Source organism: Ureibacillus acetophenoni (genome assembly GCF_900220965.1).
Classification (GTDB): Bacteria; Bacillota; Bacilli; order Bacillales_A; family Planococcaceae; genus Ureibacillus; species Ureibacillus acetophenoni.
This window is the reverse complement of record NZ_OBQC01000003.1, coordinates 302,765-316,532: the sequence shown is the minus strand read 5'-3', so window position 1 is coordinate 316,532 and position 13,768 is coordinate 302,765. Positions and strand designations below refer to the sequence as shown.

The following is a 13,768-nucleotide window of genomic DNA, read 5'->3' as shown; positions in this document are numbered from 1 at the left end:
TAGTGCTTACGAAGAAACAATGGGAACATTGTTTAGAGGAAATGGATCGAATGTTTCCAGATGCACATTGTGAGCTCGTCCACGATAACCCGTTTGAGTTAACAATTGCGACATTATTATCAGCTCAATGTACAGATGTATTAGTTAACAAAGTAACGAAAGATTTATTTAAAAAATATAAGACACCAGAAGATTATTTAGCTGTTTCATTAGAAGAGTTACAGCAGGATATACGTTCAATTGGACTGTATCGAAATAAAGCGAAGAATATACAGCTTTTAAGCGAAAAACTAATCACTGAATTTAGCGGGGAAGTACCACAAACCCGTGAGGAACTTGTAACATTACCTGGTGTAGGTAGAAAAACGGCAAATGTAGTATTATCAGTAGCATTTGACATTCCTGCATTAGCTGTAGATACACATGTTGAACGTGTCTCGAAAAGACTCGGTTTATGCCGATGGAAAGACTCTGTATTAGAAGTAGAAGAAACAATCATGAAAAAAACGCCAAAAGAAAAGTGGTCAAAAACCCACCATCAGTTAATTTTCTTTGGTCGTTACCACTGTAAAGCACAAAATCCTCAATGTGGAACATGTCCATTATTAGACCTATGCCGTGAGGGTCAAAAACGATTGAAAAAGGGATTGGTGAAAGTATGATTCCTTTTAATCCAAATACTATACAAAAAGAGGTAGTAGATCCTCTGTTTGCTGATTGGGAACAACTGAGCAAACAAATTCATGAAGCCCATGACGAACGTAACGGTCAAGCAAGCGATTTAATGTTAAAGGGCATTCATTTATATGAACAATTAATTATTACAACCTCTGATCAAGAAAATACAGAAATTAACCAGAATGAGGATTATGAGGTATTACCTATAAACGGAATGGAACGATTATCATTTATAAAAGCTAGACCAGGTCAGTACGCATGTTACCGTCAATTGGACGAGTTATTCAAAGAAACGAAAAAGAAACTTGCTCGATTACGAGTGAAGAAAAATTAGTACCAATCCGATTTCAATGTACAATACTTAAGCAGTTAAAGTTTACGATGTGGAACTTTAACTGCTTTTTATTTATTCCTAAATATAGTAAAGGGAGGGAAGTTTGTCCTCCGTTACTGGTAAAAAAGCTATCCCTCAAGTGATTCGCACTTGAGGGATAGCTTTTATATTATACACTAATCATTATTATCCTGATTTCCGCGTCCAGGCTTATTAGGTTGGTTAGGTGAATTAGGCTGGTTTACTGGTTCGCCTTCATTCGATCCATTTTCTTCACCAGATGGATTTCCACTATTGTTTTCATCGTTTTCCCAATCAACTTCAGGATCTTCAATCGTCGGATCTTCTATCTCTGGATCTACAATTGGATTTTCAAGAGTTGTTGAAACGGTAGCAGGATCACTTCTTACATCATCTGAAACTGCAACTACTGAGAACGTATAGTTTCTTCCATATTCGAGATTTGGAATTGTTACATGCATCTGATCAGTCGTTCCGATAACAATTGATTCACCATCATCAACTGACATACTAACTTCAAACGAAATTGGAACTGTCTGTTCATTTCCTTCTTCATCTTCACCAGTTTCTATTGTTGGTGGTGTATATTCCCACATTAAGTCGACTAATCCGCCAGCTTCATTTACAATAGCTTGTAAATTAGAAGGTGCATCTAATTCGAGTGCCTTGTATTTATCGGACACTTCTGTAGGTTCTGTTCCTTTAACAAATAATTCAGTTACACGCATGTTATCTGGAGTATGTTCACTCGCAAGTTTTAATGGATCAGTACCAACTTCAATAGTTGCCTCAACAACAGTACTTGGTTTGCTGAATCTTGGTGTTTCAACATTTGCTGAAATTTGAGACATTATAGTCTTAAATAATGTTTGTGGTAAGAATCGCTCATCCCACGTTGTGATTGGATCACTGTAATTTCTATAACCGCTCCAAATAGCAATGGAATAGTTTGTCGTATAGCCTGCAAACCAAGCATCGGGTACCGCAGAATTTGGTAAGTTAAATTTAGCAAAATCCTCAGAAGAGTAGTTTGTCGTTCCTGATTTTCCTGCTACATCAAGACCTGAAATACCCGCTCTAGACGCAGAAGCACCTTGCTTGTTACTTACAGCATCTCTTAAAATATCTGTTACCATATATGCAGTGTAGTCTTGCATGGCAACGACAGTATCATTTTCGTAGGTTTTCTTTGAACCATCACGATATACAATTTCAGTAACGGCATGTGGGTCATTGTAAACACCATTATTACCAAAAGCAGCGTATGAAGCAGCCATTTGAATAGGTGTCATTCTAACTTTACCGCCACCGATTGCGTCGGACTCAAAAACACCATCGGTTTCAATTCCTAATTTAGATATAAATTGTGTTGCTTTATCTTGGCCTACTGCTTGTAGTGTTTTTACAGCCGGAACATTTCGAGAAGTATATAATGCTTCACGAACTGTCATCGTTCCTAAATATTTGTTATCCCAGTTTGTTATTGCTTGATTTGATCCTGTATAAGTAATTTTATCATCTACAATCGTTTGTCCAGTTGACCATTTTAAATGTTCGAATGCTGGTCCATAATCAAGTAATGGTTTCATCGTTGAACCAGGTGATCGTCCCTTTAAATCGTCAGCAAAGTTATAACTACGATCGGCACCGAAATCACGTCCACCACCAATTGCTCGTATAGCACCAGTTTTTGTATCTATAACTGCAACTCCTGATTGGATTGTTTCAGTAGGGAAGTTAGCTGGGTTATTCATAACATTTTCAACGACTGTTTGAGCATTTGGGTCAAGTGTTGTATAAACTTTTATACCTTCGCTTAATAATTCACCATCACCATTTGCTTCAATCTCGTTTTGTACGATGTCAAGGAATGCATCGTATTGTGTACCAGCTACAGTTTGTCGTTCTTCTTCCGCTAATAATCGAGAAGTAACGTCAATTTGTTTCGCAGCTTCAGCTTCTTCTTTTGTAATTTTTTCATGTAATACCATTAAGTCTAATACTAAGTCACGACGTTGTTGTGCACGTTCTGGATTTTTAAATGGGTTATATCTGTTTGGACTTTGCGGCATACCAGCAAGTAACGCCATTTCATCTAACTCAAGTTCATTTAATTCTTTACCGAAGAAATATTCTGCAGCTGTCCCAAAACCATAAATTCTACCAGACATTAGAATTTTATTAAAATACATTTCGAAAATTTCTTCTTTATCGTATTGTTGTTCTAATTGTACCGCTAGCCACGCTTCTTGAGCTTTACGTTTTAATGCTTTGTCGTTACTTAAGAATGAATTTTTAACTACTTGTTGGGTAATTGTACTACCACCTTGTGCACCAAAGCCATCTCGGAAGTTTGCAAGAACAGCACCCATTGTTCTCCAAACATCTACTCCGAAATGGTCAAAGAATCGAACGTCTTCTGTTGCAAGAATTGCGTCAACCATATCTTGCGGTATGTCTTCATATTTTACATATTTACGGGTTTCAACACCGATCTTTGCAAATAACTCACCGTTTTTATCATAAAATTCAGCAGAGATTGGATCTTTCAATAATTCTTCATTTAATTCTGGTGCTGAGCTTGCGTAATATACGAACAACCCAACGCCAAATATAAATCCTGCCAAACCTATTGCCAATATAGATAGGATTATACGTTTAATCCATGATTTAACTGGTTTTTTTTGTTGTCTTTTTTCTTTAGCACGTTCACGTTTTAATTCTTCACGTGTTCTTTTTTCAGCCACAATATTCTCCTCACTTCTACAAACTATTTTTCTTTGTTTGTAATCAATTTTTCCATAGCAGATAAATAATCAATCCTTGGATTAAAACCAGGTTTAATTTCATAAGAACTAGTTTCAAACATTTTTAAAGGTATTGACTTGGGTCCGCCTTTTTCTATACCATTCCATGCTTCTAACAATATTTTAAATGGTAATAAAAAATATCTATCTAATTTTGAGAATCGAACAATTAAAAATGCGATTCCCTGTTGATTTATAACATCTTCCATATGTTTGATTTGATGATGGTGCACATTCTTTAATGGAAACGATGTTTTGCTTTCCGTTTCCTTAGCTTCAAAGTCTATATAATATCCATTCCACACTCCATTGTAATCTGTCGTAGAAGCAGTACGGAAGTAGGCTTCTCTTATAACAGCTGCACTTCTCTTCGGGTACTCTACTTTGACGATTTGGATTGGAACAGGTTTCTTATGAATGACTGCAATTTGATGATTTAAGTAAAAAAGATTCGTTTCATTGATTTCATCTTCAAGGGTTTTTCCTCGATTACTAAATGAAAGGTTTTTTACTTTCTTTTTCGCCTTTAATACATTTGGAGTTTCACTAGATGGCTTATAAAGTTTGCCATTCGGATAACGAATCGTCATGCAATCACCCTTCTTCAAAATGATAACCATTCATTTAGATTAATATTAACATAAGGAGAAACTTCAAACAGTGGCATCTTTAGGTACACTGATTGTTAGTTAGACCAATCGGGGTGTTAGCGACCGTTGTACTCCTACTAAAAAGATATTATTTTTTCCTCATAATTTGAAATGGGCGTTTTACAGACGCTTGCACCGGGACGAAAGATTATCGAATTTTTTCTTCTTTTAGCATCCTATGTCTAGTTTTGACAAGCCGAAAGGAATTTCAATTGATACAAGGAATATACTTGCTAAGGAGGTTGGTCAGTTTGAATAGAATTCAAATGCTTCTAACACAAATAGATTGTATTGATGAGATGCTAAGTAGAAAAATAGAAAATGAACGAAACGCTATGAATGATGCATTTTTAACTAGTCTATTAAACACTCATCAGAAAGTAAGCTTAGCAGAAAAGCAATTTCATGTAAAGAATACTTGTTCCCCTTATAGTAGTGATTCTCGTAAATTTTTGGTACACTATAAATAGTAAAAATGTTTATAGAGGTAACGAAAATGACATTGATCGAACAAACAAAACAATTAATAGAAGAGTGTGATGCGTCTGTCGACCGCTTTTTTAAAATGCGTGAGATGGACGCAACACCTTTGTTTTTTGAAGAAGTAAAACCTTACGCAGATCGAATACAAGCTATGTTAAACGAGTGGCAACTTGCAGCAAACAATTGGATTCGCAAAAATCAGCCGAAATATGTACATGAGGTTCAAATAGCAAACGTGGTAGATGCTATGAACCAATTTGTTGTGCAGTCCTTTTATAAGGAAACAAGTAAAAAGAGAATTATTCAATCCATTCAATCTGTTCACTATACATTATCGAATATTTTACGCTTCTTACAGGAGGGTAAATAATATGCAGTTAAATAAGAAGAAATCCGTCGACGAAATCGTTCAAAGCTGGAAAAACGATCCGGATATGAAACAAAATATCTTACATATTGAAACGTTAGAGGCAAAACCTGCTCAGTACGCACCTTTTCCTGAACAATTGCATCCTTCTATTAAAAAGGCTTTAATTGATAGAGGAATTGGTCAGCTCTATACTCACCAACGACAAGCCTATGATTATGCAACTAGTGGACAATCATTTACAGCAGTTACACCAACAGCTTCAGGGAAGTCCCTATGTTATCATTTACCTGTATTACAGCAAATTTTACAAGATCCTTCGAGTCGAGCAATCTATTTATTTCCTACAAAAGCGTTAGCACAAGATCAAAAGACAGATTTAAATAATTTGATAGAAAGTATGGAAGAAGAAATATTTAGTTATACATATGACGGTGATACTGCACCAGCCATTCGACAAAAAATTAGAAAAGCCGGCCATATTGTTATGACTAATCCAGATATGCTCCATTCGGGTATTTTGCCACATCATACAAAATGGGTTTCTCTTTTCGAAAACTTAAAATATATTGTTATCGATGAATTACATACATACAAAGGTGTTTTTGGTAGTCATGTCGCACATGTAATAAGACGATTAAAAAGAATTTGTCAGTTTTATGGTAGTGATCCTATTTTTATATGTACTTCAGCTACAATTTTAAATCCAAAAGAACTGGCGGAGAAGTTAACAAATACATCACACCAACTGATCGCCGATTCGGGTGCACCAGTTGGAAAGAAAACATTCTTATTTTATAATCCTCCTATCGTACATCCTACTTTTGGAGTTCGAAGAAGTAGTGTGTTGGAAGTACGTGATTTAACGACTAAACTTCATGAAGCTGGAATTCAAACGATTGTCTTTGCAAAATCTCGTGTTCGTGTTGAAATGCTTGTCACGTATTTAAAAGAATTAACAAAAAAGAAAATACAAGATGAATCCATTCGAGGTTATCGAGGGGGTTATTTACCTAGTGAGCGAAGATCCATTGAAAAAGGATTGAGAGATGGAACGATTCAAGTTGTAGTTAGTACAAATGCATTAGAACTTGGTGTTGATATTGGTCAATTACAAGCATGTGTTATGACTGGGTATCCTGGTAATATAGCAAGTGCTTGGCAACAAGCCGGTCGTGCAGGAAGAAGACAAGACTCCGCATTAATTATTTATGTTGCAGGAGCAACCGCACTGGATCAGTACGTAGTAAACCATCCGAAATATATGTTAGGAAGTTCTCCGGAAGAGGCATTAATTAATCCAGAAAACATTCTTATATTAATGGAACATTTAAAATGCGCTTCTTTTGAACTACCATTTTCAATGACAGACACTTATGGTGAATTTGAGGTGCAAGAACTTTTAGCCTTTTTAGAAGAAGAGGGAGTACTATTAAAGACGAGTTCGAATTGGCATTGGATGAGTGACAGGTTCCCAGCCCACGAAATTAGCTTACGTTCTGCTGCACAAGAGAATGTAGTGATTATTGATTGGTCAATCCCTGGTTCGACAAAAGTGATTGGTGAAATGGATACATATAGTGCCATGACACTACTCCATGAAGAGGCTATTTATCTTCATCAGGGGGTTCAATACCAAGTAGAAAAACTAGATTGGGAAGAAAAGAAGGCCTTTGTAAGAGAGGTTGATGTAGATTATTTCACGGATGCAAATTTAGCAGTAGAGCTAAAAGTCTTAAGTGAAGATAAGACGAAATCCTATCAATCCGCTATATTAGGTTACGGTGATGTCAGCCTACTTGCAATCCCAACGATCTTCAAAAAAATTCGCTTTAACACACACGAAAATATCGGTTCTGGAAAAATTCATATTCCGCCACTTGAGATGCATACAAATTCTACGTGGCTTTCTTTTGAAATGCCTGAAAATTGGTCTGAAGATATGTTAACAGATGCATTAACTGGTGCAGCATATGCAATCGGATCCTTTGTACCGTTATACATTCACTGTGATCGAAAAGACTTATCTGTCGTTCCTCAAGTTAAATCGATACACAATGAAAAACCTACATTGTTCATTTATGATAGTTATCCCGGTGGAATTGGATTGAGTGAAAAAGTATATGATATTTTAGATTCAATTTTAGAAGAAGCTATTCAACATGTAGATACGTGTCCTTGTGAAAATGGTTGTCCATCGTGTATTGGAGCGCAAGACAGCTTGCAAAATAATAAAGACAAAGTTATTAAAATATTATCCCTATTGTTAAATGAGATGAAGTGATTTTAAATGTCATATGAAAATAAAATAATGCAATTAAAAAAAATGCTTGGTAGTAAAAAAGAAAAGGTAAAGGAAGAACCAGCTTTTAAAAAACCACCAAAACCATTCTACATAAAGGATTGGGAAAACTTTGGATTATCAGTGGTGGAAAATGACTTTGGTGTTGTTTTCAAACGTGTTGTGACTTATCAACTTAACTATAAACATGGCTTTTATGAGTTGGGAGAATTTTTCCATTCAATTGAAAAATGGGAAAACTCGAAATTAGAACATCCTTTTTCTTTAAGTTTTGATGAAGAGATCCTCTTTTTTGATACAGAGACAACTGGCTTGAAAGGTGTTGGAACTCAAATTTTCCTTATTGGACTGCTTGAAGCAAGGGATGATTGTTTTACACTAACTCAATATGTATTAGCTGATCCTTCAAATGAAGCCGCATTATTATTTGAGTCTAGATTTTGGGAGAAGCCTAAAACAATCGTCACGTATAATGGGAAAAGTTTTGACTGGCCACAACTTGAGTCAAGATGGACCTTACATCGTAAGCATTTACCAAAACTAAAAACTCATAAACAGGTTGATCTACTTCATAGTTCAAAACGAATTTGGAAAAACAATTTAGAGAAACTAAAGTTAACAATTGTGGAAGAAGAAAAATTAGGATTTAAACGTCAAGGTGATATTCCTGGTTTTCTAGCACCGATCATTTATGCAGATGCAGTAAAAAGTGGTCATATAGAAACATTAATGAAAGTTTTATACCATAATGAATGGGATTTATTATCATTAATTACTCTTTATATTCACTCTACCAACATATTAGTAGATTCAATAATTGATGAAGCAGCTACAACGATTACGAATGTTGGAAAATGGTATGGAGATTTAAAACATACGAGTGAAAGTGAACAGTTTCTACGAACAGTTACAGAGAATTTTGATGAGCAAGAAGCTTCTCTCGCATATTTCTTCTTAGCTATTGAACAAAAAAGAAAAGGTGAGTTTGAAGAATCAGTAAGTAGTTTTAAAAAATCATTAACAAATTTAAGTTTAAAAAAACAACTAAAAGCATATGAACAAATAGCAATTGTATATGAACATCAATTCAAAAAGTTTGATATAGCGTTGGAATATGCATTGCAAGGTATTCAATTAATTGAAAAGGCAACATGTATCGATCCAACACAAAAAATGAAACTAATCGAACGTTGGGAAAAGAGAATACAAAGGCTAGAAAATAAAAATATTTCCTAACAATTTTATTTTCATTTCCCAGGCAAGCGCAAGATTTGACACAACTTTCCTTTGTCGTCTACAATAATTTGACATTATTCTCAATGAAAATACTAACTATTATCATTTAATATTTGGTAATTTTAGTTTTAAAGTGTGTTTTCGTTCACTTTTCAACATGTTCATATGATATAATAAAACCACGTATGTTTGTATGGAAGGGCGATGTGAATGGAAATAAAGTTAAATTCAAAAATAATATTAGAGAAAGAATTTAAGAAAGCGATGAAAGGTTATAGTGTTGACCAGGTTGATCAGTTTTTAGATCAAATCATGGAAGATTATGACGCTTTTGATAAAATTCTGACTGAACTTCGCGCTGAAAATACACGTTTGAAAGAAGAATTACAAAATACTGCTAGAAGGCCTCAACCAACCCAATCTGTTGGTAATACCAACTTTGATATTTTAAAGAGACTTTCAAATTTAGAAAAACATGTATTTGGTAGCAAATTATACGAGTAATTAAATTGGTCGCTTTTATTGTAAATGATATTGTTTTTTAGTATAATAATTTTATCAATGTGAAATTCGAGTAATCGCTGCAACTCATAGAAGTTGTAGAGGAAAGTCCATGCTCACACGGATCTGAGATGACCGTAGTGTTCGTGCTTACCGAAAAAATAAGGTAAGGCAAGCGAAAGCTTGACGGCGGAAGGAAAACCTAAGTCCTTGTGATATGGTTGACACTTCCTGAAAGTGCCACAGTGACGGAGCTTCATCGGAAACGGTGAAGGTGGAACGAGGTAAACCCCACGAGTGAGAAACCCAAATTATGGTAGGGGCACTCTCCTGAAGGAAATGAACGGATGGAGGGACGCGCTAGTTCGCGTAGATAGATGATTACTACCCGGTTCGTACGAGGCTTTAGCCGTTTGAGTACTCGGGAACAAAACATGGCTTATTGAATTTTACTTGATTAAATTATTTTTTACTTTTAAAAAAATGCTGATTTTTCATTTACTCAACACGTCGAACGTTAAATTCGAATGACGTATGGTTTGATAAGGAAAGAGCAAACGCTCAAATCTTGAAAGCTCTCCATAGCAGTGGAGAGCTTTTTCTTTAGTGATGGGAGTTACAAATAGTAAACAATTAATATCTATACCGTAATCCAATTGAGTGTATTTAATATACATACCATTAAAATGTATTGTGGCGAGGAAATTTATTATAACATTAACAAATATACAGCATCCTATAAAGGCAGAATATTTATAGATAAAATGCGAATTATAAAAAACCTTTTTATATTAAGGAACAAGAAATTTACATCTCTACAAGTATAGGAATAAGTATCTATCCACATAATGGAAATGCTAGAGATGATATATGAATCAAGCAGATAAGGCGATGGTTTTTTACAAATTTGGGAAGTTGAATACCAGGAGTGCCAGGAGTGGAATTATATGACTAAATATCAATTAGTAGCAACGAGTGCAATGGGACTTGAATCAATTGTTGCAGAAGAAGTTAAAAGTTTAGGATATGAAACAAAAGTAGAAAATGGGAAAGTTTACTTTGAAGGCGATGAAACAGCTATAGCACGATGTAATTTGTGGTTACGAGTTGCAGATCGTGTTAAAATCGTTGTCGCACAATTTCCAGCAAACACATTCGACCAATTATTTGAAAGTACAAAAAAGATTGAATGGGAACGTTTTTTACCAGTAGATGCTGCTTTTCCTGTATCAGGAAAGTCAGTGAAATCTAAGTTATTTAGTGTACCTGATTGCCAAGCAATTGTTAAAAAAGCAATTGTGGAACGTATGAAATCTCATTATAAACGTTTAGGATTTTTAGATGAATCAGGAGCAACTTATAAAATTGAAGTCTCAATTTTGAAAGACTTGGCAACAATAACCATTGATACATCTGGTGCAGGTCTACATAAACGTGGATACCGTCAAACACAAGGTGAAGCTCCGCTTAAGGAAACTCTTGCAGCGGCACTTGTGAAAATTTCAAGATGGAGCCCTAACAGACCATTTGTTGATTTATTTTGTGGTTCAGGGACGATTCCGTTAGAGGCAGCAATGATAGGGCAAAATATTGCTCCAGGATATAACCGTGAATTTATATCAGAAGATTGGTCTTGGTTCAAATCAAAAATTTGGGATGATGCTCGTGACGAAGCAGAATCATTAGCAAATTATGACCAAGAACTTGAAATTATAGGTTCGGATATCGACCATCGTATGATTTCAATTGCAGAAGCAAATGCAATCGAAGCAGGTTTTGGCGATCTTATTAAATTTAAACAAATGCAAGCGACTGACTTTACAACAAGATTGACGGATGGTGTAATTGTCTCAAATCCTCCTTATGGAGAACGTATTGGTGAAAAAGAGATTATTGAACGCGTCATTAAAGATTTAGGAACTGTTATGAAAAACTATCCAACGTGGTCTGTTTATATGTTATCTTCAATGGAAAACTTTGAAGAACATTATGGTAAAAAAGCAACAAAGAAACGTAAATTGTTTAACGGATTTATTCGTACAGATTTATATCAGTTTTGGGGACAAAAATCAAAAAGAGAAGAATAGAAATATAATGAATGAATAAAAGAAACCGGAAGGAGATTTGAAACCTCCTTCCGTTTTCAATGTCTAATCTAAGACATGATGGAGGAGTTTACTATATATGAGACAATCTTTACCATTTGAATTATCAAAGGATAAATCCTTTTTCGATTCATTAAGCGATTGGATTGGGGATGTTCTTTACGACGAATTGCCTGAAAAAGGATTAGAAATGCGTGATGAACAAATTTTCATGGCTTATCAGATTGAAAAAGCTTTAAAAGAAAAAACCGTATTATTTGCCGAAGCTGGAGTAGGAACAGGAAAAACCATTGCTTATCTTCTACCTGCCATTTCCTACGCCCGTTATACTGGTAGACCAGCATTAATTGCATGTGCTGATGAGACTTTAATTGACCAACTTGTAAAAGCTGGCGGGGATATTGAAAAACTTGAAAATCTTCTGAATTTAAATATTGATGTACGTCTTGCAAAATCACGAGACCAATATTTATGTTTAAAACGTTTTGAAGAAGCGGAGAAGGTTGAAACAGAGGAATGGATTGATGATATTGCAATGTCTATTCCCGAAAGCGTATATACGAAAGGTTCAATGGTTTCAACAGAACTTTATGGTTCTCGAAGTGACTATCCATTTATTAGTGATGAGTCATGGCAAAAAGTGAACTACAATTCAATTATGCAGTGTGGAGTTTGTGAAATGAGAAATCGTTGTGGCCAAACTTTACATCGTGCCCATTACCGTAGTTCAAGTGATTTAATAATCTGTTCACAAGATTTTCTTATGGAGCATTTGGCGACGAAAGAATCACGTGAGAGGGAAGGTCATTTACCATTACTACCTGAGGTATCTATGATTGTATTAGATGAAGGACATTTACTAGAGTATGCTGCACAAAAAGCGATGACTTATAAAGTTCAAAACTATACAATTGTTAACTTGTTAGATCGTTTAATGGTTGATGGTGTTCGAGAAAGTACTCTTTATGCAATGGAAAAGTTACAGGAAGATCATGAAATATTCTTTGATCAACTTAAAGATGAAATCGTTTCATCTGAAGAAAATCGTAAAAGAATTAATAAATCAAAAACGTTATTAGCCTATGGAAAAAGATTAATTGATGATGTAGAAAAACTGTTAGAAGAGTTTGTATTTGAATCAGAACTTTATATGATTCCAGAGTATGAGTTAAATATGGCTGAAGAGTTTCTTGAGCAATATCAAGCAGCTATTAAAATATTTACTGCACAGGGTGATGCAATCGACTGGTTAGAAGAAACTGATGGTGAAGATACATTAGTAATCATGCCCCGATTAATTACTGAAGTACTTGAAGAGAAACTTTTCTCTAAAAAACTACCAATTATCTTCTCGTCAGCGACTTTATCTGTGAAAAAGGATTTTACTTTCATTGCATCAAGTTTGGGAATCAAATCCTATATGTCATTTAGTGTTCCTTCTCCATTTGATTATGAGGAAGTTATGAAAATCTTCGCACATGAAGACAATGAAAAAGTGAAAATTGTAAGTAGCTTACTAAAAGATAAACAGAAGACGTTAATATTATTCAAATCAAAATATTCGATGGAAAAGTTTAAGGAAAGTTTACCGTTAATGGATAGATTATCGATATTTTTTGAAGGTGATCAAGAATTATCTTCAACTATTCGTGAATTCCAAAATGGCAATATAAACACATTATGTTCGTATCATTTGTGGGAAGGTCTCGACTTACCAGAAGAGAACTTAACTAGGGTAATCATCTATGATTTGCCGTTCCCACCACAAGATCCACTTTTCGATGCAAAACGAGCTTTTTCTAAACAACCATTTGAAGAAGTTGACTTACCATTTATGTTACTAAGACTACAACAAGGGATTGGTCGACTAATTCGTACTTCTAATGACCATGGTGAAATTCATATACTATTAAATGAGGAAGAAGCAAAAGTGAAAGAACATTTCATCGATATTTTACCAGTTTCCATAAAGTGAAACTTCCATCAATGTAGACGCTTTTCACTACATTGATGGTTAGTTGGGGCCCACAGGACGTGGGTCATGCAGACGTTGCCACAGGACGTGGCGTTTTTAGTCTGCAACCAATCGGGGTGTTAGCGTCCGTTAACTTCTATATATGCTTCTCTAGTTCATAAGAATATTGATATGATCTTACTTACGGACGGTTACACCGGGATAAAATGAATGACAGCTATGTAAAAATTTGATTTAATTTTTACATAGCCTTTTTTTCATTATTGAAAATATTGCAGTAAGTATAATAATATTTTAGTAATAGGTAGA

11 protein-coding genes and 1 other RNA gene are annotated in these 13,768 nt (G+C 34.9%); 10 read left to right on the top strand and 2 right to left on the bottom strand.

What is annotated here, in order from left to right:
• Positions 1-2: 2 nt before the first annotated feature.
• Together nth and CRO45_RS06915 are read left to right on the top strand one after the other, a co-directional pair.
• Complete coding sequence (gene nth, locus CRO45_RS06920; RefSeq protein ID WP_097148921.1) at positions 3-662, top strand: endonuclease III; 660 nt, start codon at positions 3-5, stop codon at positions 660-662.
• A complete protein-coding gene (locus CRO45_RS06915) occupies positions 659-1,012 on the top strand; it encodes a YpoC family protein (RefSeq protein ID WP_097148920.1) in 354 nt (117 codons plus the stop codon). Before nth ends, CRO45_RS06915 begins: the two co-directional genes overlap by 4 nt.
• Positions 1,013-1,188: 176 nt before the next feature.
• Here CRO45_RS06915 and CRO45_RS06910 read toward each other — a convergent pair whose 3' ends face one another.
• Together CRO45_RS06910 and recU are read right to left on the bottom strand one after the other, a co-directional pair.
• Complete coding sequence (locus tag CRO45_RS06910; RefSeq protein WP_328588601.1) at positions 1,189-3,780, bottom strand: PBP1A family penicillin-binding protein; 2,592 nt, start codon at positions 3,778-3,780, stop codon at positions 1,189-1,191.
• A gap of 23 nt (positions 3,781-3,803) precedes the next feature.
• Positions 3,804-4,430: a Holliday junction resolvase RecU gene (recU, locus tag CRO45_RS06905; protein WP_097148918.1), complete on the bottom strand. Its 627-nt coding sequence runs from the start codon at positions 4,428-4,430 to the stop codon at positions 3,804-3,806.
• Between the two features lie 311 nt (positions 4,431-4,741).
• On the opposite strand from recU, the gene CRO45_RS06900 reads away from it, so the two are divergent.
• From CRO45_RS06900 to CRO45_RS06865, 8 genes are all read left to right on the top strand, one after another.
• A complete protein-coding gene (locus CRO45_RS06900) occupies positions 4,742-4,960 on the top strand; it encodes an endonuclease (RefSeq protein WP_097148917.1) in 219 nt (72 codons plus the stop codon).
• Positions 4,961-4,986: 26 nt separating this feature from the next.
• A complete protein-coding gene (locus CRO45_RS06895) occupies positions 4,987-5,343 on the top strand; it encodes a YppE family protein (RefSeq protein WP_097148916.1) in 357 nt (118 codons plus the stop codon).
• A gap of 1 nt (position 5,344) precedes the next feature.
• Positions 5,345-7,624, top strand: a complete 2,280-nt coding sequence (locus CRO45_RS06890) for a DEAD/DEAH box helicase (RefSeq protein WP_097148915.1) — start codon at positions 5,345-5,347, stop codon at positions 7,622-7,624.
• Positions 7,625-7,630: 6 nt separating this feature from the next.
• A complete protein-coding gene (locus CRO45_RS06885; protein ID WP_097148914.1) occupies positions 7,631-8,878 on the top strand; it encodes a ribonuclease H-like domain-containing protein in 1,248 nt (415 codons plus the stop codon).
• A gap of 210 nt (positions 8,879-9,088) precedes the next feature.
• The gene (gene gpsB / locus CRO45_RS06880; RefSeq protein ID WP_097148913.1) at positions 9,089-9,382 is read left to right on the top strand and encodes a cell division regulator GpsB; all 294 of its coding nucleotides are present in this window, start codon (positions 9,089-9,091) and stop codon (positions 9,380-9,382) included.
• Positions 9,383-9,444: 62 nt separating this feature from the next.
• Positions 9,445-9,826: RNase P RNA component class B (rnpB, locus tag CRO45_RS06875), an RNA gene on the top strand.
• A gap of 500 nt (positions 9,827-10,326) precedes the next feature.
• Positions 10,327-11,466 (top strand): THUMP domain-containing class I SAM-dependent RNA methyltransferase, encoded by a 1,140-nt coding sequence (locus tag CRO45_RS06870; RefSeq protein WP_097148912.1) that lies wholly within the window; start codon positions 10,327-10,329, stop codon positions 11,464-11,466.
• A 97-nt stretch (positions 11,467-11,563) separates the two neighbouring features.
• Positions 11,564-13,459, top strand: a complete 1,896-nt coding sequence (locus CRO45_RS06865; protein WP_097148911.1) for an ATP-dependent DNA helicase — start codon at positions 11,564-11,566, stop codon at positions 13,457-13,459.
• The last annotated feature ends 309 nt before the right edge of the window (positions 13,460-13,768 follow it).